Genomic DNA, 21,762 nt, shown 5'->3' with positions numbered 1-21,762 from the left:
GCTTACGCTCGCCGCTTATCTTACGAGATCAGCTTGAAGATGAGATAGGCCGCGATGCGGCCCTCGCGGGTGGCTTTGCGTCCGTAGCGCGTCATGGTGTAGTTCGGCCATGGCAGGCGCCAGTCATCGGCGCGCTCTGCGGTCCAGATGAAATCCGGCGATCGCGACACATGCCAGAGTGTCCACGCGACGTAATCCGGAATGTCATGCACGAAACGAAATTCGCCTGACGGCTTCAGCACGCGCGCCATCGCAGCCAGTGTTGCGTCCTGTACGAAGCGGCGCTTCCAGTGACGCTTCTTCGGCCACGGATCCGGATGGATCAGGTCGATGCGTGACAGCGATTGCGCCGGTGCCCATGTGAGAAGTTCAGCGGCGTCGCCGGCGACGAGGCGGATATTGCCGATATTCTGCGCCTCGATCTGCGTCAGAATCTTCGCCATGCCGTTGATGTAGGGCTCGCAGCCGATGAAGCCGATGTCAGGATGCGCCAGCGCTTCCGCGACCAGATGCTCGCCGCCGCCGAAGCCGATCTCCAGACGCACGGTCTCGACCTCAGTGCCGAACAGCGTGCGGATATCGTCAGGTGCCGCGTGTGCGATGTCGACGGTGAGCGCCGGCAGCAGCGTCGCCATCAGGTCGGCTTGATGGTCGCGCAGCTTGTGGCCCTTGCGGCGTCCGAAGAACGAGCCGGTGTAATGGCCGCTCTCGGCAGGCGTGGACGCACCCGCATCAGCGGGGGCATCGTGATCGTTATGATTGGAATTGGCTGTGGTCATCGCGCGCGAGTGATACAGCCGAAACGCCATCGGCGCCATCAGGCGCGATGACGAATTTCCGTTGAAACTACCGTGATTTTAGCGCTGATCCGGGGCTTCGCGCGAAGCGATCTGTTCGACCAGGTCGACGATGCTGCGGCGGAGCTTGGCATCGGTGATGCGCGTGAAGGCGCGGGTCAGAGCGAGGCCTTCGGAGGTGGCGAGGAAGTCGGAGACATAGGCAGGCGAGGACGCTTCAGCGAAGCCTTCGCCGTTATGGATCGCGCCGGGGCCGCCTTCGAACAGGAACGAGACGGGGACCTGCAGAATTTCCGAAATCTGCTGCAGCCGGCTGGCGCCGACGCGGTTGGTGCCCTTCTCGTATTTCTGAACTTGCTGAAACGTCAGACCGAGGGCTTCGCCCAGCTTTTCCTGACTCATGCCGAGCATAATGCGCCGCATGCGCACACGGCTGCCGACATATTTGTCAACAGGATTGGGCGCTTTCGTCGACATCTCAATTACTCCTGGATCACATCAAGGGAGACGGATCATGCGTGGCAATCCGTCATTTAGGGCGGCTTCGGTTGTAACCAAAGGTATCCTAGTGGATTATAACAACCGCGCAAATTTTCCTAAGCGGAAAATTTAAGCCACTGCACCTTTATTTCTCAATAGGTGAGAAATAAAGCTTACAAAGCTAGCTTAAAAAGCAATCACATCGAGAGGGTTGTTCGGTAGGCGGCGAAAGCTAGCTTGCAAGCTATATCAAATGCTTCAAGTATCAAGCTAGTGGTGTACCGGCGTACGCCGCCGAACGGCGAAAATGATCGCGAGCGCGACAAACATCGCGGCGGGAATATCGCCGATTTTCGAGTAGACCGTCGGCGAAATGGCCGCTGGTAATCCCGAATCCAGCACGCCTTCGACACCGAGATCGAGCCGCGCGATCAGGCGGCCGACGGGGTCGACCACGACGGAAATGCCGGTGTTCGCAGCGCGAACCAGCGGCAGGCCTTCCTCGATGGCGCGGACGCGGCTTTGCTGCAGGTGCTGATAGGGGCCCGTGGAAATCCCGAACCAGCCATCATTGGTGAGATTGACGATCCAGCCCGGCCGATCGTTGCGCGTGGTGATATCGTCCGGGAAAACCGCCTCGTAGCAGATCAGCGGCAGCATGCGCGGCGCGCCGGGAATGTCCATTGGCTTCCGGCGCGTGCCGGGAATGAAGCCGCCATGGACTTTGGTCAATTGCTGGAAGCCGATCTTCTCCATGAAGCTCTGGAACGGCAGATACTCGCCGAACGGCACCAGATGAAGTTTGTCGTAGGTCGACAGGATGCTGCCGTCATGGTCGATCACGTAAATGGAATTATAGGCCTGCGTGATGCGCGCGCCGAGTGGCGCATCCGGCGGGCGCACGGCTCCGGTGACCAGCACGGTGCCTTTCGGCAGCAGATTGGCGATCTGCGCCATCGCATCGGGTTCGCGCGACAGGAAGAACGGGAATGCGGATTCCGGCCAGATCAGGATATTGGCTGCACCGACGCCTGAATTCTGCGGACCGGTCGCGCGGTCCGATAGCGCAAGATATCTGCTCATGACATCCGCCTTGGCGGAATAGTTGAAGCGCGTGTCTTGCGACAGGTTCGGCTGCATGATGCGCAGCTTCACATTGGCGACGAGCTGCGTCGGGGTGCGCGATAGCCGGGCCATGCCATAGGTGCCCATCACGACGAGCAGCACCAGCGCAAGCGCCGGCGCTAGCCACGGCCGCTGCGTGCGCGAGCGTCCGTCGATCAGAACCGCAGGCGATGCAAAGATCGCTACGGTGATAAATGTCAGTCCCCAGAGGCCGACCAGCGATGCGCTCTGCGCCAGCGCGAGCGGTTCGGTGAGTGCATAGCCGAACGCATTCCAGGGAAAGCCCGTCAGCACATGGCCGCGCAGCCATTCGCCGATCGTCAGGCTGGCGGCGAGCGCGAAGATGCGGCTGGCATCCTTGGTCCAGAGCAGACGCGCCAGTGCGAAACCGATCGCGGTGAACAGCGCGAGATAGGCGGGCAGGCCGCAGATCGCGGCGGGCAACAGCCATGCGAAGGTCTGCGCGTCGACGAGAAAAGCGTAGCCGATCCAGTATAGGCCCGGCACGAAATAGCCGAAGCCGAACCACCAGCCGGCCATGGCGGCGGCGGGAATGCCGCGCATCTTGCTGGCGGCGGCGCCATCGATCAGCCAGACGACGACGGGGAACGTGATGAACAGCACCGGCCAGGCGTTGAACGGCGCCATTGCCAGCGACGATACCGCGCCGGCCAGTAGCGCGATGCCTGCGCGCTTCCAACCCCATGCGAGAATGATGCTGAGTGCGATCGAGCGCAGGCTACGTGATGTCACGGCGTTCCCGCGCTGTCGCCTGATGGAGGCGTATTCACATTGTCATTGGACGGTGCTGCGCCGGTGTCCGACGTCGTATCGCGGCGGCGCGGCTCGCGGGCGCGCGGCGCAGGCCGCTCCTTGCGGGGGCCGACGCGCAATCGCTTGACGCGGCGCGGATCGGCATCGAGCACTTCGATCTCGAAATTACCAGGGCCGGAAATCACTTCGCCGCGCACGGGCAGCCGTCCGACATGGGTGACGAGATAGCCGCCGAGTGTCTCGACTTCCTCGCCGTCTTCGCCGGTCTCGAATTCTTCGCCGATCATGGCGCGCACGTCATCTAGGCTGGCGCGTGCATCGGCGATGAAGCTGTCGCCCTGCCTGACAATGGATGGCGGCTCGTCGCTGTCGTGTTCGTCATCGATCTCGCCGACGATCTGCTCGACGATGTCCTCGATAGAGACGAGGCCGTCGGTGCCGCCATATTCGTCGACAACGAGTGCGAGATGGATGCGTGCTGCCTGCATCTGCGCGAGCAGATCGATGGCGCGCATCGATGGCGGCACGTAGAGCAGCTTGCGTATGATGCCGGTGTCAACGACGGTCTGCGCCAGATCGACCGAACGCAGGTCGAGGCCCGCGGGAAACACTTTCTTCTTCTTGGCTGTCGACGGCACGACGTTGCGCGCCTTCACGGTCATGTATGCCAGCAGGTCGCGGATATGAACGATGCCGACGGGATCGTCGAGGGTTTCGTTGAATACGACCAGGCGCGAATGCGCCGCGCTCTCGAACAGGCCCATCAATTCGCCGAGCGAGATATCCTGCTTCACCGCGATAATATCGGCGCGATGCACCATGACGTCGGCGATGCGGCGCTCGTTGAGCCCCAAAATATTGCGCAACATCGTGCGCTCGATGGTGGAGAAGCCGGTCTCGTCCGGCGCGGAGGCGTCGAGCACGACTTGCAGGTCGGCACGCACCGAGCCCGGCTTCCAGCCGAACAGCGAGCGGATCGCGCGGGTCAGCCAGGTCTCCGACGTCGGGCGCATGACCTCGCCGTCGTGAACCACCGCAGGCAGATTGCTTGAGGTCTTCGAATGATCGCTTCTAGTGTCGCCGTCCGGCATCTCAGGTCACCCGATCCTGATCTGCATAGGGGTCCGGGATCCCGAGCGTTGCCAGGATCTCGCGCTCCAGCGCTTCCATCTCTTCGGCTTCGTCGTCCTTCTCATGATCGTAACCGACCAGATGCAGAAAACCGTGAATGGCGAGATGGCTGAGATGGTTGGCGAAGCTCTTCTCTTCTTCGTCAGCCTCGCGGCGCGTGGTCTCGTAGGCAATAGCGATGTCGCCGAGCATGCGCGGCATGTCATCGGGCTCGTCTGCGCCTTCGGGCGGCTGCAGCGCCGGGAATGACAGGACGTTGGTCGGCTTGTCGATGCCACGCCAGTTCTGGTTCAGCGTGCGGATGCCGGCGTCGTCGGTGAGCATGATGGCGAGTTCGGCGTCGGCCGTATCGGTATCGACCATGGCGGCGGCAGCTTCGATGGCGCGGTGAATCACGGCGTCGGCATCGGCCTCCGCAGACCAGCAATCGGCGACAACAAGAACCTCTGTCGCGGGAGATGAATAGGTCGGCATCGGTATCGAACTTCTTTCGCGAACGGACCCGATTCCGGGTCCGCCGTCAGCGTATGAGTGTGTCATCAGGTCTTTGTAGCGACCGCCTTCTGCGGCGTTCCTTCGTAGGCGGCGACGATGCGGGCCACGAGTTCGTGGCGGACCACGTCTTCGCCGGTGAATTTCACCTGCGAGATGCCTTGCACGCCGTCGAGCAGACGCGCGGCCTCGGCGAGACCCGAGGTCTGGCCGTTGGGCAAGTCGACCTGCGAGGGGTCTCCGGTGATGATCATGCGGCTGTTCTCGCCCAGACGCGTCAGAAACATCTTCATCTGCATTGAGGTGGTGTTCTGCGCTTCGTCGAGAATGATTGCGGCATTGGTCAGCGTGCGACCGCGCATGAAGGCAAGCGGCGCGATTTCGATTTCGCCGGTCTGCAGTGCGCGCTCGACAATGCGCCCGTCCATCAGGTCATAGAGTGCGTCATAGATCGGGCGCAGATACGGATCGACCTTCTCGCGCATGTCACCGGGTAGAAAGCCGAGCCTTTCGCCTGCTTCCACCGCGGGACGCGACAGGATGATGCGATCGACCTCCTTGCGCTCGAACAGCATCGCTGCCTGGGCGACTGCGAGCCAGGTCTTGCCGGTACCGGCGGGGCCGATGCCAAATACCAGCTCGTTGCTTCTCAGCGCGCGGATATAGGCGTCTTGCGTCGCGGTGCGGGCACGCACCGGGCGCTTGCGCAGATTGATGGTGTCGAAATTCGAGGCGGCTGCTTTCGACCCCTTGGGATCGAACGGAAACAGCGTGCCTTGCGCCAGCGTCGCGCGGATCGTGCCTTCGACATCGCCAGGGGCAAGGTCATGGCCCTGCACTGCCTGCGCATAGAGCGTTTCGAGCACACGGCGGGCGGCGTCGCAGGCGTCGCGGGTGCCGGTGAGGGTGATGTGGTTGCCGCGGGAATCGACGACGACATTCAGCCGGCGTTCGATGATCGCGAGGTTCTGGCCATAAGGCCCGACCAGCGAAGAGGCCGCCCGGTTGTCATCAAAGTCGATGACGACCTGCGTCTCGGCCTGCGGTGGAGTATCGAGTTTGCGAACAGCGAGCGTAGACGAATCCGATGCGCTTTTGGCCAAGAATTCAGGCTCCCGTGACGGTGTGAGAACGGACTGGCTGCAACACTGGTGGTACTGGAGAACTAGCAACTGGAGGTGATGTGAGGCTGCCGAGCAGGCTGTAGCGCTCGAGGCTCTCAATGGTGACCGGAAGCACCTGGCCGATGATGTCGTCAGAAGCCATCACATGGGCCGGCTGCAGGTAAGCGGTGCGACCGACGATCTGGCCGGGATTGCGCGCGGGGCGTTCGAACAGCACATCCACAGTGCGTCCAATCGTGGCCGCGTTGAAGGCCGATTGCTGGCTGTCGATCAGGTTCTGAAGCCTCACCAATCGCTCGTCCATGTCAGCCTGTGACACCGTCTCCTGCAAATCCGCGGCCGGCGTTCCCGGACGCGGTGAATACTTGAACGAATAAGCGCCAGCGTATCCGATTTGTGTGACGAGCGCGAGCGTGGCTGCAAAATCTTCCTCGGTCTCGCCGGGGAAGCCCACGATGAAATCAGAAGTAAAAGCAATGTCTTGCCGCGCGTCGCGAAAACGGTCGATGACGCGGCGATAATCTTCGGCTGTATGTTTCCGGTTCATGGCCGCCAGAATCCGGTCGGAACCGGATTGGACGGGCAGATGCACGAAGGGCATCAGCTCCGGCAAATCGCGATGCGCCGCGATCAGCGTGTCCTCGACATCGCGGGGATGGCTGGTCGAATAGCGCAGCCGGGCGATACCGGGAATCTCGGCGAGGCGATAGAGCAGCGTGCCCAGCGCCCACGGGCGGCCGTCGGGGCCCTCGCCGTGATAGCCGTTGACGTTCTGGCCGATCAGGGTGATCTCGCGCACGCCGTTGTCGGCGAGCCGCTGCACGTCGTCGATGATCTTTGCCACGGGGCGGGAGACTTCGGAGCCGCGGGTATAGGGCACCACACAGAAGGTGCAGAACTTGTCGCAGCCTTCCTGCACGGTCACGAAAGAGGAAATGCCGCGGGCGCGAATCGCTGCCGGTTTCGGCGGCGGCAGGAAGCCGAACTTGTCCTCGACCGGAAATTCGGTGTCGAGCGCGCGGCCGCCGGCTTTCGCCTGTTTCAGCAGCGCCGGCAGGTTGTGATAGCTCTGCGGCCCGACCACGACATCGACAACGGGGGCGCGGCGAATGATTTCGTTGCCTTCGGCCTGCGCGACGCAGCCGGCGACGACCACGTTCATCTTGCGTCCGGCCTGCGCGGCTTCTGCCTTGGCCACGCGCAGCTTGCCGAGCTCCGAATAGACCTTCTCGGACGCCTTCTCGCGGATGTGGCAGGTGTTGAGGATCACCAGATCCGCGTCGTCGACATTGGCCGTCTCGACGAAGCCTTCCGGCGCCAGCGTGTCCACCATGCGCTGGGCATCGTAGACGTTCATCTGGCAGCCGTAGGATTTAATATGCAGCTTACGCGGCGCGGTCATGGAACCTGTAATGGGCTGGAAATGCGCTTGCTGCGCAGCACTCAATTATAGGCTAACGTCCGGAAAATCCAGCATTTCTGCAAAATATAAGTGCTCGCAATGGCTTAGGCGAGGCCGACGGGCTCGCCAGCCAGTGCGCCCCTGGCCACCAGGCCAGGGAGCTGCCGCATATCGTCGAATACGAGATGGGCTCCAGCGGCCGTCAGGGCTGCGGCGGTGGTCGGGCTGCAGTGGCCGCCGCCGTGATAGCCGAATACGGTCATGCCGGCTGCGATGCCCGCCGTAACGCCGGGAATGCTGTCCTCGATCACCACGCAGCGCTCCGGCACGGCATTCATCTGCGCGGCGGCGAACAAAAACAGATCGGGCTGCGGCTTGCCGCGCTCGACCTGCAGAGCGGAAAACAGATGCGGATCGAAACGGTCGAGCAGCCCGGTCGTAGTGAGGCTGCTGCGAATGCGTGTCGGTGTGCCCGAGGACGCCACGCAAACCGGGTGTGACAATATTGCCAGCGTCTCTGCGATATGCGGGATCGGCTGCAATTTTGCGCCGAATACCTCGTCGATCGTGGCTCTCAGCGTCGCGGTGTAGTCATCGGGTAGCACGCGGCCGAGCTCGGTCTCGACTTCCAGGCGCGCCTCGCGCGCGGACCGGCCGAGGAAACGCTCATGCACCTGATCGGCGGTGATGGGATAACCGAACTGCGTCAGGACATCTGCGTGGACGACGCAGGCGAGGGACTCACTGTCGACGAGCACGCCGTCACAATCGAAGATGACGAGATCGAAGCGCGAAGAAACTGAACTCACTTGGTTGATTCGCTCACTTGGTGGTTTTGTCCTCGTCGAGCGGTACGCAGTACAGCTCCAGCCGGTGATCGACCAGCTTGTAACCGAGCTTCGCGGCGACTTCAGCCTGCAATTTCTCGATTTCTTCAGACGTGAATTCGATAACGGTGCCGTCACGCAAGTTGATCAGATGATCGTGATGGCTGTCACGCATCGTCTCGTAGCGCGCGCGGCCTTCGCGAAAATCATGACGCTCGATGATGCCGGCGTCTTCGAACAGCTTCACAGTGCGATACACCGTCGAGATCGAGATCTTGTCATCCACCGCAACGCAGCGGCGATACAGTTCCTCGACATCGGGATGATCGTCGGCTTCCGCCAGAACGCGCGCAATCACGCGGCGCTGCTCCGTCATGCGCATGCCGGTCGCGGCGCAGCGCGCCTCGATACCAGCAGACTTCATCGCAGATGATTTCAGTGCAGTCATGATCCGGATCCCATCGTGGCTTCTTTTGCCACTCCGCAGGCGTCAGGACAAGTCGCGCCGCATCACCAGAGCATTCAATTCCGCTCCATCCGCTTCCTTGTAATAGCGTTCGCGGCGTCCCGCGACTGCGAAGCCGGTTCTGTCATAAAGCCGCCGCGCCGGTTGATTGTTTTCCTCAACTTCGAGGAACACGGTACGCACGCCGCGACCGGCCAGATGGCCGAGATGGGTGAGGAACAGGTCGCGCGACAGGCCGCGGCCGCGATGAGCGGGCGACACCGCAATGGAGAGAATCTCGGCTTCGTCGGCGGCGATTCGTGAGACGGCGAAGCCGATGAGGCGGCCGCGCAGTTTCAGCCGATGCACGAGGGTGTTTTGTTCGCGCAGCATCTGCTCGAATTCCCCGGCACCCCAGCCGCGATGGAAGGACGCGGCATGCAACTGCGCGAGTTGTCGCGCGTCGCGCAACGTCGCGGGCTCGACCACAGCATTGCCGCGGCCGAACAGGCGCAGCCACCAGGCCGGCATCATGATGCGGCTAGTGCAGCCTGCTGCATCAGGCTGCTTTGCGGCTTGGCATCGGGTGCGCGCAGATAATAGGGACGCGCCAGCGCGGTCTCCGGATTCACGGCGGCACCGAGCCATGCCACCCATGAGATTTCGGGAGCAGGTTGCATATCGACGCGCAGCGGCGCCGGTGCATCGGACGGCCAGCGCGCGGCCAGGATCTCTGCGGCATTGCCGACCAGATACGGTGCGCCGAACTGCGCGGCCTCAAGGGCCTCGTGGATGGGGATGACGCCCGGCCGCACCAACGAGGTGCCGTTGCCGCTGACGACCTGGAAATAGACATGGTCATGCCGCGCATCGATGGCGGCGATGACAGGCGCATCCATGTTCTCACTGACGACGGGTGCCGCATAGGCCGTCAGTGTGGTGATGCCGACCACGGGCTTGCTGGCCGCGAGGCCGATGCCGCGTGCCGCCGACAGGCCAACGCGCAGCCCGGTAAAGCTGCCGGGGCCGGTGGTGACGGCAATGCGGTCGAGGTCGGCGAAGGCGATGCCAGAGCCTGCCATGACGCGCCCGAGCAAGGGCATCAGTGCCTCGGCATGACCGCGCTTCATCGGCATGGACTCATGCGCAATGAGCTTGCTGGTGCGGGTGTCGAGGATGGCTGCGGCGCAGGCATCGAGGGCGGTATCAATGGCAAGGATCAACATAAAAGAGACGCTACCACGGCTTGCGAGGGTTTGCGCCTGCCACTCGCAGAATATCGCTCCACGCGCAATGGTGCTGTGATTCGCTTTGCTGCCGGAGAGGGCGGCAGCTTTGGCGTGCATCCACTACTCGCTTTCTCATAAAGATATTTCACAAGATACGATAGCGAGACCACGAAAGTTCCCGTGAGCGAAATGGGCTCGTGGAACAGCTTCAGTTTCACTCTGGTTAAAAGCTTCACTTAATAAATTCTTCGGAGATCGATGAGATAAGCATACCGTTTGGAAGCGACATTTCGCGGATGCGTGTGGCTTTCATGCGGGCTGAAATTATTCGTCTAATTTTTGGATACGATTATATTTATGGGAGGCGATCCGATGCTGCATTGGTTGAGCAGTTCAGAGGCGCGCGAGGGGCGGGCCCTGGCGGCAGCGATCAAAAAATCGCAAGCCGTGATCGAGTTCAGCGCTGACGGCACGATCCTCGGAGCCAATCCAAACTTTCTGTCCGCCCTTGGATATACGCTGGAAGAAATCGTCGGCAAGAACCACAGCATGTTCGTGACGCCGGAAATGAAGAGCAGCGCGGAATATCGCGCGTTCTGGAATAACCTCAATCGCGGCGAGTACCAGGCCGGCGAGTTCAAGCGTCTCGGCAAAGGTGGCAAGGAGGTCTGGATCCAGGGTTCCTACAACCCGATCCTGGGGAATGATGGCAAGCCCCTGAAAATCGTCAAGTTTGCCATGGATACAACTGCAGTGAAAATCCGCAGCATGGACGATGCCGGCAAGATCGCAGCCATCGGTCGTTCGCAGGCTGTCATCGAGTTCAAGCTCGATGGGACGATTGTCACGGCCAATGACTTATTCTTGAATGTCATGGGTTACAATCTCGCGGAAATCGAAGGCAAACATCACAGCATGTTTGTCGATCCTGCAACTCGCGACGGCGCGGCCTATCGCGAATTCTGGGCCAGCCTCAATCGTGGTGAATATCAGGCCGCCGAATACAAGCGGATCGGCAAGAACGGCAAAGAGGTCTGGATTCTCGCGACCTACAATCCAATCCTTGATGAGACAGGCCGGCCAATCAAGGTAGTCAAGTTCGCGTCAGACGTTACCGAACAGAAGCTGCGCACGGCGAATTTCTCAGGTCAGATCGAGGCCATCGGCAAGTCGCAGGCCGTGATCGAATTTAGCATGGATGGCATCGTTCTCAGCGCCAACGAGAATTTTCTGGGCGTGCTCGGCTACGCGCTCTCGGAAATACAGGGCAAGCACCACAGTATGTTCGTTGTGCCGAATGAGCGCGACGGTGCGGACTATCGCGAATTCTGGGCGGCGCTCAAGCGGGGTAACTATCAGGCGGCGGAGTACCAGCGGATCGGTAAGGGCGGCAAACAAGTCTGGATACAGGCTTCGTACAATCCGATCCTCGACCTCAATGGCAAGCCCTACAAGGTCGTGAAGTATGCCACCGACACCACGGCGCAGGTGATCGCGCGCATGAAGAGCGAACGCGTGCGGGCGATGATGGAATCGGTCGCCGCCGGCGCCGAGGAACTGAACGCGTCGGTGCGCGAAATCTCTGAAGCGATGATGAAATCAAAGACCACGGCGATGTCTGCCGTGGGCAAGGTCGAGTTGGCGGACGATCAAGCGCAGCGTCTCAGCACGGCAGCGCAGGCGATGAGCGGGATCGTCGAGCTGATTGGCAACATCACCGGACAAATCAACTTGTTGGCGCTGAATGCCACCATCGAATCGGCGCGTGCCGGCGAAGCCGGTCGTGGCTTTGCGGTCGTTGCATCGGAGGTAAAAAATCTGGCCAACCAGGCCAAGCAGGCGACCGATAAGATCGCCAGCGAGATCGGCAGCCTCAATGGCATTTCGAGCGATGTGGTCGATGCGCTGAACGCGATCAAGCAGGAGATCCAGAACGTCAGCGAATATGTCACCGCAACGGCGGCCGCCGTCGAAGAGCAGAGCACGGTGACGAACGAAATGTCATCGAGCATGCAGCGGGCCGCAGAAGAAGCCGCAAGTATCGGCCGCTAAACGAAGGCTGGTTCCAGAAACGAAAATGCCCGGGATTGTCCCGGGCATTTTTATGTGTCGCGGTGCGACCGAACTTACATCGGGCGGACTTCGACAACGTCCGGCACGAAGTGCTTCAGCAGGTTCTGGATGCCGTGCTGCAGGGTCGCTGTCGATGACGGGCAGCCGGCGCACGACCCCTTCATGTTCAGATAGACGATGCCGTCCTTGAAGCCGCGGAAAGTAATGTCGCCGCCGTCATTGGCCACGGCGGGGCGCACGCGGGTCTCGATCAGGTCCTTGATCGTATCGACCGTCTCGGCGTCTTCCTCATTGAAGAATTCTGCCTCGTCGTCGGAGATCACGTCGCCCTTCACGCTGCCGTCGGCCATCAGCGGCGTGCCGGACATGTAGTGCTCCATGATGGCGCCGAGGATCGCCGGCTTGAGGTGCTGCCAGTCGCTGTCGTCCTTGGTCACGGTGACGAAGTCGGAGCCGTAGAACACGCTGGTGACGCCCTTCACGGCGAACAGCTTTTCGGCCAGCGGCGAACGCGTTGCGGCTTCCGGTGAGGTGAATTCCATGGTGCCGCTGTCGAGCACGTCGCGGCCGGGAATGAACTTCAGCGTGGCGGGATTGGGGGTAGCTTCGGTCTGGATGAACATCGGTCTCTCCTGCGTCGCCGGTTCAAGGCCGGCGCGTGAGTATCCCCTAGCAGATGGCGACGAAAAACGCACGATCAAGGCGCGAAATCGCCGAATTTGGCCTATTTCGCAGTCCCTTAGCCGTCCGAAAGGGTGGTTACGACAGGGCGTCGATGTCGAGGTCGCTCAGGGCGCCCGACACGATGACGACCGGCACCGGAAACGAGCCGACCAGCTTGGCCATCATGGTGACGATCGGGCCGGGGCCTTCCGCGCCGGCTGAGGCAGCCAGCACCAGCATGGAAATGTCGACGTCCTTGTCGATTACGTCGAGGATTTGCTCGGTGGGATCACCCTCGCGGATCACGCGTTCAGGGGTGATGGCGGCGATGCCATTGGCGCGGCCCGAGGCGCGGTCCAGCGCGGCATTGGCGCCTTCTTCGGCTTCGGCCTTCATGACGTCGGCAACGCCGAGCCATTGCTGGTTGCGATCTTCAGTGTCGATAATGCGCAGCATTACCACGCCGCCACCGACACGAATGGCCCAGCGACTGGCGTAATATACTGCGCGATCCCATTCCTCGCTGTCATCGACGACCACGAGGCATTTCGGCTTGTGGCCGCTTTCATAACTACGTCGCTGGGTGCTCATGCATGTCCCGATGCTGTGGCGTGTCTGATGCGCCAGAATGTGAGCGGCTTGGCAATCGTGTCATGCTGCCACGGCGCAGCGGCGTTCGACAAGCGCGACGCAAGGATGACTTGCGTCGCGTCGATTGTGGCAGAGAAAAGGAATGCGATAGCGAATTTACCGCTTGTGGACGAAGCCGATGATGTCCTTCACGGACTTGATGGTTTCGGCGGCAATGACGCCGGCGCGTTCGCCGCCATCGGCCAGAACCTGATCGACATAGGTCAGATCGGATGTCGTCAGCCGCTTCATCTCGCCGGCGATAGGTGACAGTTTTTCGACAGCGAGATCGACAAGGCTCGATTTGAAGCCCGAAAACTGCGCGCCGCCGAATTCTGTGAGAATGTCAGCCTTCGACCGATTGGACAGTGCCGCATAGATGCCGACGAGATTATCGGCCTCGGGACGCGGCTCCAGGCCCTTCTCTTCCGACGGCAATGGTTCCGGATCGGTCTTCGCCTTGCGGATCTTCTGCGCGATCGTGTCTGCATCGTCCGTGAGGTTGATGCGCGAATTGTCTGACGCGTCCGACTTCGACATCTTCTTGGTGCCGTCGCGCAGGCTCATCACCCGAGTCGCCGGTCCGGTGATGACAGGCTCCGGCATCGGGAAGTAAGGGCCGTCATGCCCTTGCGCTGCGATGGATTCGGAGAAGTCGTTGTTGAACTTCTGCGAGATGTCGCGGCACAGTTCGAGATGCTGCTTCTGGTCCTCGCCGACCGGAACGTGCGTGGCGCGATACAGCAGAATGTCCGCAGCCATCAGCACCGGATAGTCGTAGAGACCCACAGACGCGTTTTCGCGGTCCTTGCCGGCCTTTTCCTTGAACTGGGTCATGCGATTCAGCCAGCCGAGGCGAGCGACGCAATTGAAAATCCAGGCCAGCTCGGCGTGGCCGGAGACCTGGCTCTGGTTGAAGATGATCTGCTTCTTTGGATCGATGCCCGAGGCGATGAAGGCCGCAGTCACTTCACGGGTGTTGCGGCGCAATTCATCGGGCCCGCCCCAAACGGAGATCGGCACGGTGACGGCATGCATATCGACCACGCAGTAGATGCAATTATGCGTCTCCTGCAGTTTGACGAAATTCACGATCGCGCCGAGATAGTTGCCGAGGTGCAGATTGCCCGTCGGCTGGACGCCCGAAAAAACCCGTTGAGTAAAAGCCATCGTCTAGTTCCTGTGCGCCCGTGGTGGAATGCGGGCCAAGGGGCGTGACTTGCCATAGGCGCCAGGCGGCGTCCATTGCCAATCTGCCCTAGCCGGCCGCCGGTGATCGCTTGAGGGCGCCGCGGACCTCGGCCCAGCGCACGGCCCCCGTCAGCGTCAGTAACGCGGCGTAGATTGCCAGCCCGCCAACGATCAGGAGGCCGAGCAAGCTCGCTCGTACCAGACCGTGGGCCTGCGCCGTCCAGGGCAAGGCAATATGCGCGGCGAGCCATAGCAGGCCGCCTATGGTCAGCGACGACAGGACAATGATCGGCAGTCGGCGTCTTGCATCATGGTCGGGGGAGAAGCCGAAAGCTGCTGCGCTCCGGACGATCAAAAAGATCGCGCTGCCCCACGCAGCCAGAGCGATCGCCGCTGCGATGCCGCTCGCACCGAATGGCCTATTCAAAACCAGTGCGAAGATGATTGCGATTACCAAACCGACGAGCGTCGCCAGCAGCGGCGTCGTCGTGTCCTCGCGTGCGAAGAAGGCCGGCGACAAGGCTTTCACGAGCACCTGAGCGGGCAAGCCCAGCGCCAACCATATCAGCGCACTTGCAGTCGAGACCGTGTCGCTCGCGCCGAACGCGCCGTGTTGAAACAGACACTGCACGATGAGATGGCTCAATATCATCAGTCCGAGCGTAGCCGGCAATGCGAGACCGATCGCGAGTTCAAGCCCGCGCGATTCCGCCTGCGTGATGGCGGCTTGATCGTCTGATCGCACGGCGCGCGTCAATGCGGGGACCAGCACAGTGCCCATGGCCGTGCCGACGATGCCGAGCGGCAGTTCAATCAGGCGGTTCGCGAAATACAGCCACGATACGGCAGCCGGAGTCGTCGATGCGATGATTGCGCCGGTGACGATGAGAAGCTGCGGCCCGGAATTGGCGACCATGCCAGGCAACGCCTTGCGGAAGAAGCCGCGCATCTCGCCATCGAGCGACAGCCGCAAAGGCGCCGCAAGATTGCCGCCAGATTTCCGCAAGACCAGCATCAGCAATTGTAGCAGCCCGGCAATGCCCACAGTGGCCGCCATGGCCATAGCGGCAGTGTCTGGCTCTTGCCGCCACACCAGCAGTAGGGCCATGACGGCGATCAGGGCGATGTTGAAGAGCAGCGGCGAAAATGCGGTCACCGCGAAGCGTTGTTGCGCGTTCAGCAGTCCCATCATGACAGTGACGGGGCCGGCAAAGGCCAGATAGGGCAGCATCAATCGCGCATTCTCGACGGCGAGCTGCAGCGTCGGCTGGCCGACGAAACCCGGGGCAAGCATTGCGATCACGAGCGGCATCGCAAAGCCGATCAGGATCGTCGCGACGATCAGCGCAACGCTAATGGTGCCGAGCACACGACCCGCAAAAGCTGTGGCTGCGACAGCGCCCTGCGTCGTCTGGATGCGCAGCCAAGCCGGAATCAGCGCCGCGTTCAGCGCGCCCTCGGTGAGCAGCCGCCGGATCACGTTGACGAGCTGAAATGCGACCAGAAAAGCATCCGCGATCGGGCCTGCACCGAGCAGCGCAGCCACCATTGCGTCGCGGGCAAAGCCCAACAATCGCGATGCCAAAGTGCCCGTGGAAACGGTCAGGATGGAACGGATCATAGAACCATCGTAAGGGGCTGTCCTTGCTGGCGCGGGGCAGAACGTGATAGTCGCTGCAGCCATCAAACCGGCCTTTACCGACAACTTGGGCGACCGCGAGACGAGTTGAAACGGATTTTCAACCTCATCGCAATTGCCGCAACGGGATATTCTTAATGACCTCAGCAAAATATGACGTGCTCGGAATCGGCAACGCGATTTTCGATGTGCTGGTGCAGGCCGATGACAAGTTCCTCGCCGCGCATGAGATGACCAAGGGCGGTATGGCGCTGATCGACGAAGCCCGCGCCACTGCGATCTACAAGGCGATGGGCCCTGCCACCGAAATGTCCGGCGGTTCGGCCGCCAATACCATCGTCGGCCTCGCCAGCCTCGGCGCCCGCGCGGCCTATGTCGGCAAGGTCAAGGATGACCAGATCGGCACGCTCTATACCCACGACATCCGTGCGGCCGGCGTTGCGTTCGACACCAAACCCGCCACCGGCGGTCCGGCCACCGGCTGTTCCTACATCCTGGTGACGCCCGATGGCGAGCGCACCATGAACACCTATCTCGGTGCCGCGCAGGATCTGATGCCCGACGATATCGATGCCGCTGCAGTCGCGGCCTCGTCGATCGTCTATCTCGAAGGTTATTTGTGGGACCCCGCCAGCGCCAAGGAAGCCTTCGTGAAGGCCTCGAAGATCGCCCATGACGCCAAGCGTCAGGTCGCATTGACGCTGTCGGACGCGTTCTGCGTTGGTCGTTATCGTGCCGAGTTTCTCGACCTGATGCGTTCGGGCACCGTCGATCTCATCTTCGCGAACGAGGCCGAGCTGACCTCGCTTTACGAAACCACGGATTTCGATGCGGCGCTCAAGCAGCTCGGCCAGGACACCAAGCTCGGCGTCGTCACCCGCAGCGAGAAGGGCTGTGTCGTGACATCGGGCGATGGCATCGTTGCGGTCCCTGCACACAAGATCGAGAAGCTCGTCGACACGACAGGCGCTGGCGATTTGTTCGCAGCGGGCTTCCTGTTCGGCCTGGTGCGCAACGCCGGGTATGAGAATGCCGGCAAGCTCGGCGCGATGGCCGCTGCCGAAGTCATCCAGCATATCGGCGCGCGTCCCCAGGTTTCGCTGAAGGACCTTGCGGGCAAGAACGGGTTGCCGGTTTAAGGCTGCATTTCTTGGGTTTTCTTCTCTGTCGTCATGCCCGGCAGCGTGAAGCGAGCTTCGCTAGATGTGCCGGGCATCCACGTCTTGGCAAGAGAGGAAAGTCGTGGATGGCCGGGTCAAGCCCGGCCATGACGTGGTGAGAGATCAGCGCATCGCGGCTCTCACGCCGCCTTCTTCGCGTCCAATCCCGCATACACCGCGCGTTCGAAATCCGAAAACACCTTCAAACAAGTCGAATCCGCAAACGGCAGCACCTGCATCATGATGACGCCGGTGATATCTCGCGCTGGATCTATCCAGTAGTAGGTGTTAGCGAGGCCGGCCCAGGCAAGGCTGCCAGCGCTGCGGCCTTCGGCTGACTGCGCCGTATTGATCATGAAGCTGAGCCCGTATTTCTTGTCGATGCCCGGAAGGAAGTCGACATTGTTACTGACGGTCGGTACCGCTGAAGCCATCGGCGTCATGTTGAGTTCGCCGATGTGGTTTTGGCTCATCAGCGCGACGGTCTCTGGCTTTAATATCCGATTGCCGTTGCCGGTCCCGTTATTCAGCATCATTTGCGTAAACTTGATGTAGTCGGGGGCGGTGCCATAGAGCCCCCCGCCACCGGCGAAGAATTCCGGATCCTGTTTGATCTCGAACGGGATCGGGGTCAGTGCACCGTCAACGCCGCGGCTGTGCATGGCAACAAGGCGCTTGCGCTGGTCGCCGCCAATCACGAAGGCGGTGTCGGTCATCCCAAGCGGCGCCAGCAAATGGTTTTGGAAATAGGCGTCAAGGCGTTCGTCGCTGACGGCCTCGACGACCTTGCCCACGAAGTCGATATTGGTGCCGTATTCCCAGCGGGTCCCGGGATCGCGCATGATCGGCACCTTCATGGCCGCGTTCAGTCCGGAGCGAAACGGCGGAATGCCGGTTGTCTCGAGATAGCGCACCATGTCGCCGTTCCACATGTCGTAGCAGAAACCGGCGGTGTGGGTCAGCAGATGCCGCAAGGTGATCGGTTGGCGCGGCGGACGTAGTTTCGGAGTGCCTTCGCTGTCGAAACCATCCAGCACCTGCGTCTCCGCGAGGTCCGGAAGCACGGTCGCCAGCGGTGCATCCAGCGTCAATTTGTCCTGCTCCACCAGCTGCATTGCTGCAGCAGCCGTAATCGCCTTGGTCATGGATGCGATCCAGAACACGCTGTCCGGCGTCATGGTGGTATCTTTGGATGCGTCACGCTTGCCCAGCGCCCCCTCGTAGATAACCTCGCTCCGCGTCGCAGCTACAGCCACGGCACCGGGAATGGCACCTCTTTCGCTGGCCTGCTGCAGAATCCGGTCAATCTCGACTTGAACTGACATCCGTTTCCTCTCCGGTTTTCTTGATCTTACCGATTTCCGGCGCGGACATTCAACTTGGGCGCGAGGTCGTGGGTCTCGCGGATGTGATTACATTTGCGCTGGTTTTAGCATTTGAGGGGAACCATATCAGGCTTGGGAGCGAGTTTGATCGTGCCTTGGAACGAAATTGGCGCCGCTGTGTTCAAAAAATGACGTGAACGTCAAAGCGCTTTCCGACACTAATCCGTAAGACCATGAGTACCTAATGCAGCGTGTCAGCTGCGGAGACCGACGATGATTGCGAACTGGACCGACTGGAAACATTATCCCCGCGCTTCCCGTGGCGAGAGCATCGAGGCCCCGATCGGTCCAGGAATTTTCGAAGTTCGCGTGGCGCAGACCGGCGCCCTGTTCGCTTTCGATGCCGCTGAAAATCTGGCGCAGGCGCTGGCGAAGATTTCGGCCCCGCCCAAATCGTTTATTTCCTGGTTCGGTCGCAGTGACGCAGCGATGCTGCCGGAGCTGGAATACCGCACCTTCTCCACGACCACCCGTGCCAACGCCCGCATCGCTTTCGAGCGAATGATCGATCGGCGCGAGACCTATATGCGCGGCGCGGCCTGATCGGGCTTGCGGCGTTCTGCGACTGTTGAATTCGGGCGTTAAATACCCCTGCGGGCGATAGCTGCCATTCGCCGCCAAGGGGCGCTTTCGGGCCTATACTCCTCTACAAGTCCGCGGCTATACGTTCGCGACACTTTCCGCAGGAGAACCGCCCATGTCACCGACCTCAGCCGCACGCCAGTCCACCGCCCCTTCGCTGCGCGATCGCCTCAAGGACCCCTCGCTGCTGCGCGACAAGTGCTACATCGACGGCGCCTGGGTCGGCACCGGCGAGACCTCGGTGACCAATCCGGTCAATGAGATTGAAATTGCCAAGGTGCCCAATATGGGCGCCAAGGAAACGACGCAGGCTGTCGAGGCCGCCGAAAAGGCGTTTCCGGCCTGGGCCAAGTTCACCGCCAAGCAGCGCTCCAACATCCTGCGCAAGTGGTTCGAGCTGATCATCGCCAACCGCGAGGATCTCGCGCTGATCCTGACCACCGAGCAGGGCAAGCCGCTGGCCGAAGCGCTGGGCGAGGTCGATATCGGCGCCGCCTATATCGAATTCTTCGCCGAGGAAGCCCGCCGCGTCTATGGCGAGACCATCCCGACCCAGCGTGCCGATGCCCGGCTCCTCGCCATCAAGCAGCCGATCGGCGTCTGCGGCGCCATCACGCCGTGGAATTTCCCGAACTCCATGATCACCCGCAAAGTGTCGCCGGCGCTGGCCGCCGGCTGCACCGTGGTGATCAAGCCTGCCAACGAGACGCCGCTGTCGGCGCTCGCGCTGGCTGAACTCGCCGAGCGTGCCGGCGTGCCGAAGGGTGTGCTGAACATCATCACCGGCGACGCATCGGCGATCGGCCTCGTGCTCTGCGAACATCCTGCGGTGCGCTTCGTCGGTTTCACCGGCTCCACCAATGTCGGCAAGATCCTCTACAGGCAGGCTTCGGTCGGCGTGAAGAAGCTCGGCCTCGAACTCGGCGGCAACGCACCCTTCGTGGTGTTCGACGATGCCGACATCGATGCCGCCGTGGAAGGCGCGATTGTCTCGAAATATCGCAACATGGGCCAGACCTGCGTCTGCGCCAACCGCCTCTATGCGCAGGATGGCATCTACGATCAGTTCGTCGAGAAGCTGTCGAAGAAGGTCGCGGCGATGAAGGTCGGCGACGGCACCGAACAGGGCATCACCCAGGGTCCGCTGATCAACGAGAAAGCCGTCGAGAAAGTCGAGCGCCACATCGCCGATGCGGTAAAGGGCGGCGCCAAGATCGTCACCGGCGGCAAGCGCCATGCGCTCGGCGGCACGTTCTTCGAGCCGACGGTGCTCGCCAATGTGAAATCGGATGCACTGGTCTCGCAGGAAGAAACCTTCGGCCCGCTGGCGCCGGTGTTCCGCTTCAAGGACGAAGCCGACGTCATCGCCATGTGCAACGCCTCGCCGTTCGGTCTGGCATCGTACTTCTATTCGCGTGATCTCGGCCGTGTCTGGCGTGTTGCGGAAGCGCTGGAGTCCGGCATGGTCGGCGTTAATACCGGCCTCATCACCACCGAAGTCGCTCCGTTCGGTGGTGTGAAGGAGTCGGGTTTGGGCCGCGAAGGCTCGCATCACGGCATGGAAGAATATGTTGAGATCAAATACATCATGATGTCAGGGATCTGAGGCGTCACCTCCGACCCAATTAAAATTCATTATGCGTCATGCCCGGCCAGCGCGAAGCAAGCTTCGCTAGATGTGCCGGGCATTTGCATTTGGGCTGGCCAAGCCAGCGTCGCTCAGTAGCAGCGACGTACGCGCACGCCATTGACCCAGACGGTGCGGCACGCGACCGCCACCGGGCGGCGCACCACCGCGGCGCCACGATAGCCGGCGCAGCCGGCACGGTAAACGCCGCGTGCGCAGACGACGGCGTTGGCGTCGGTGGCTTCAAACGTCATCGTCGTGCCGAATGCGAGAACGGCTGCAACCATCATTAAGAAAGTACGCATGGTGATCTCCCGGCTGTGTTGGTTGGCAAAACAAACGAAGAAAGGTTCGTGGGCTTCAGTAGGCGAAGTTAAAAAGCAAGCAAATGAGATGTGGCTTCACGCGCAAAGAGTAGTTCGCAGGAGACGAAAGGCTGCGTGGTCAATGAGAAATCTTGCGAAGCCGCCTTGCGTCTCGATCCGACAGAACGTTTATTCAATCTCCTAAATACAAATACTTGCCGACCAGAAACATGCGATGGGACGATTTCGCCCGGTGTTGATCTCAACAGGAGAAAGCATGTCGGATTTCAGAACCAGGTGGCTTACTTTTCACGGTCGACATATCGAGCCCGCCTCAAAGGAAATATTCAGTCACGTCGAAAAGATGGTGATTGGCACTTTGATCATCTCGGCCGGGGCGCATGTGTCGAGCAATGAGCCCCTGATCGTCCTGTTTGGATATTTGCGCCACGGTCTTGTCGGTCGCGGTGTCATGCTGTTCGGAATTGTTTTGTTGCTGCTGAATTTCCTCGATGGCCTCTACAAGCTCGCAAAGTTGGAATGGCACGTGGCGCTTCAGATCATCATGTCGCTCTGTTACGTCATTCTGTCTGTCCGGTTGATCCAGTTGATTTTGGCCTTCCGTGGAGAGTGATCCCGCCTATTGCCGGGCGCATCGTGTTCATCGTTGAGCGAATGGCG

Annotated in this window: 22 protein-coding genes; 5 read left to right on the top strand and 17 right to left on the bottom strand. The window is 61.1% G+C overall.

What is annotated here, in order from left to right:
- Positions 1-20 precede the first annotated feature (20 nt).
- From trmB to tsaB, 11 genes are all read right to left on the bottom strand, one after another.
- On the bottom strand, positions 21-779 hold the full coding sequence (trmB, locus tag HP556_RS27325; protein WP_175369609.1) for a tRNA (guanosine(46)-N7)-methyltransferase TrmB: 759 nt from the start codon (positions 777-779) through the stop codon (positions 21-23).
- A 78-nt stretch (positions 780-857) separates the two neighbouring features.
- Positions 858-1,274, bottom strand: a complete 417-nt coding sequence (locus HP556_RS27320) for a helix-turn-helix domain-containing protein (protein WP_068730045.1) — start codon at positions 1,272-1,274, stop codon at positions 858-860.
- Between the two features lie 273 nt (positions 1,275-1,547).
- Positions 1,548-3,155 carry an apolipoprotein N-acyltransferase gene (gene lnt, locus HP556_RS27315; protein ID WP_175369266.1) on the bottom strand — a complete coding sequence of 536 codons (1,608 nt, stop codon included), beginning with the start codon at positions 3,153-3,155 and terminating at the stop codon, positions 1,548-1,550.
- The gene (locus tag HP556_RS27310) at positions 3,152-4,267 is read right to left on the bottom strand and encodes a hemolysin family protein (protein ID WP_175369265.1); all 1,116 of its coding nucleotides are present in this window, start codon (positions 4,265-4,267) and stop codon (positions 3,152-3,154) included. The genes lnt and HP556_RS27310 overlap by 4 nt, the downstream gene beginning before the upstream one ends.
- 1 nt (position 4,268) lies before the next feature.
- A complete protein-coding gene (gene ybeY, locus HP556_RS27305; protein ID WP_093757733.1) occupies positions 4,269-4,781 on the bottom strand; it encodes an rRNA maturation RNase YbeY in 513 nt (170 codons plus the stop codon).
- A gap of 65 nt (positions 4,782-4,846) precedes the next feature.
- Positions 4,847-5,902 (bottom strand): PhoH family protein, encoded by a 1,056-nt coding sequence (locus HP556_RS27300; RefSeq protein WP_068730036.1) that lies wholly within the window; start codon positions 5,900-5,902, stop codon positions 4,847-4,849.
- Between the two features lie 4 nt (positions 5,903-5,906).
- Positions 5,907-7,325, bottom strand: coding sequence for a tRNA (N6-isopentenyl adenosine(37)-C2)-methylthiotransferase MiaB (gene miaB / locus HP556_RS27295; protein WP_175369264.1), 1,419 nt, complete (start codon positions 7,323-7,325; stop codon positions 5,907-5,909).
- A gap of 104 nt (positions 7,326-7,429) precedes the next feature.
- The gene (locus tag HP556_RS27290; RefSeq protein WP_175369263.1) at positions 7,430-8,134 is read right to left on the bottom strand and encodes an HAD-IA family hydrolase; all 705 of its coding nucleotides are present in this window, start codon (positions 8,132-8,134) and stop codon (positions 7,430-7,432) included.
- 13 nt (positions 8,135-8,147) lie between these two features.
- Positions 8,148-8,600 carry a Fur family transcriptional regulator gene (locus tag HP556_RS27285; protein ID WP_068730031.1) on the bottom strand — a complete coding sequence of 151 codons (453 nt, stop codon included), beginning with the start codon at positions 8,598-8,600 and terminating at the stop codon, positions 8,148-8,150.
- 42 nt (positions 8,601-8,642) lie between these two features.
- Complete coding sequence (rimI, locus tag HP556_RS27280) at positions 8,643-9,128, bottom strand: ribosomal protein S18-alanine N-acetyltransferase (RefSeq protein WP_175369608.1); 486 nt, start codon at positions 9,126-9,128, stop codon at positions 8,643-8,645.
- Entirely contained in the window at positions 9,128-9,823 is a 696-nt protein-coding gene (tsaB, locus tag HP556_RS27275) for a tRNA (adenosine(37)-N6)-threonylcarbamoyltransferase complex dimerization subunit type 1 TsaB (protein ID WP_175369262.1), read from the bottom strand. The genes rimI and tsaB overlap by 1 nt, the downstream gene beginning before the upstream one ends.
- A gap of 375 nt (positions 9,824-10,198) precedes the next feature.
- Between tsaB and HP556_RS27270 the strand changes: the two genes are divergently transcribed.
- Complete coding sequence (locus tag HP556_RS27270; protein ID WP_175369261.1) at positions 10,199-11,878, top strand: methyl-accepting chemotaxis protein; 1,680 nt, start codon at positions 10,199-10,201, stop codon at positions 11,876-11,878.
- A 74-nt stretch (positions 11,879-11,952) separates the two neighbouring features.
- On the opposite strand, the gene HP556_RS27265 is transcribed toward HP556_RS27270, so the two are convergent.
- The 4 genes from HP556_RS27265 to murJ form a co-directional block, all read right to left on the bottom strand.
- Positions 11,953-12,522 (bottom strand): NifU family protein, encoded by a 570-nt coding sequence (locus HP556_RS27265; RefSeq protein ID WP_175369260.1) that lies wholly within the window; start codon positions 12,520-12,522, stop codon positions 11,953-11,955.
- A 136-nt stretch (positions 12,523-12,658) separates the two neighbouring features.
- A complete protein-coding gene (locus HP556_RS27260) occupies positions 12,659-13,153 on the bottom strand; it encodes a universal stress protein (RefSeq protein WP_089263331.1) in 495 nt (164 codons plus the stop codon).
- 156 nt (positions 13,154-13,309) lie between these two features.
- Positions 13,310-14,362, bottom strand: coding sequence for a tryptophan--tRNA ligase (gene trpS / locus HP556_RS27255; protein WP_093757729.1), 1,053 nt, complete (start codon positions 14,360-14,362; stop codon positions 13,310-13,312).
- An 88-nt stretch (positions 14,363-14,450) separates the two neighbouring features.
- Positions 14,451-16,004, bottom strand: coding sequence for a murein biosynthesis integral membrane protein MurJ (murJ, locus tag HP556_RS27250; protein WP_175369259.1), 1,554 nt, complete (start codon positions 16,002-16,004; stop codon positions 14,451-14,453).
- A 155-nt stretch (positions 16,005-16,159) separates the two neighbouring features.
- Between murJ and HP556_RS27245 the strand changes: the two genes are divergently transcribed.
- Entirely contained in the window at positions 16,160-17,161 is a 1,002-nt protein-coding gene (locus HP556_RS27245; RefSeq protein WP_175369258.1) for an adenosine kinase, read from the top strand.
- Between the two features lie 161 nt (positions 17,162-17,322).
- On the opposite strand, the gene HP556_RS27240 is transcribed toward HP556_RS27245, so the two are convergent.
- A complete protein-coding gene (locus HP556_RS27240; protein WP_175369257.1) occupies positions 17,323-18,507 on the bottom strand; it encodes a serine hydrolase domain-containing protein in 1,185 nt (394 codons plus the stop codon).
- Between the two features lie 273 nt (positions 18,508-18,780).
- On the opposite strand from HP556_RS27240, the gene HP556_RS27235 reads away from it, so the two are divergent.
- Positions 18,781-19,110, top strand: a complete 330-nt coding sequence (locus HP556_RS27235; protein ID WP_093757725.1) for a hypothetical protein — start codon at positions 18,781-18,783, stop codon at positions 19,108-19,110.
- Positions 19,111-19,264: 154 nt separating this feature from the next.
- Positions 19,265-20,755, top strand: coding sequence for an NAD-dependent succinate-semialdehyde dehydrogenase (locus tag HP556_RS27230; RefSeq protein WP_175369256.1), 1,491 nt, complete (start codon positions 19,265-19,267; stop codon positions 20,753-20,755).
- 113 nt (positions 20,756-20,868) lie between these two features.
- Here HP556_RS27230 and HP556_RS27225 read toward each other — a convergent pair whose 3' ends face one another.
- Positions 20,869-21,081, bottom strand: coding sequence for a hypothetical protein (locus HP556_RS27225; protein WP_089263345.1), 213 nt, complete (start codon positions 21,079-21,081; stop codon positions 20,869-20,871).
- 277 nt (positions 21,082-21,358) lie between these two features.
- Between HP556_RS27225 and HP556_RS27220 the strand changes: the two genes are divergently transcribed.
- Positions 21,359-21,715: a hypothetical protein gene (locus HP556_RS27220; RefSeq protein WP_089263347.1), complete on the top strand. Its 357-nt coding sequence runs from the start codon at positions 21,359-21,361 to the stop codon at positions 21,713-21,715.
- The last annotated feature ends 47 nt before the right edge of the window (positions 21,716-21,762 follow it).

Source organism: Tardiphaga robiniae (assembly GCF_013359755.1).
GTDB lineage: Bacteria > Pseudomonadota > Alphaproteobacteria > Rhizobiales > Xanthobacteraceae > Tardiphaga > Tardiphaga robiniae.
This window is presented reverse-complemented; position numbering and strand designations above follow the sequence as displayed.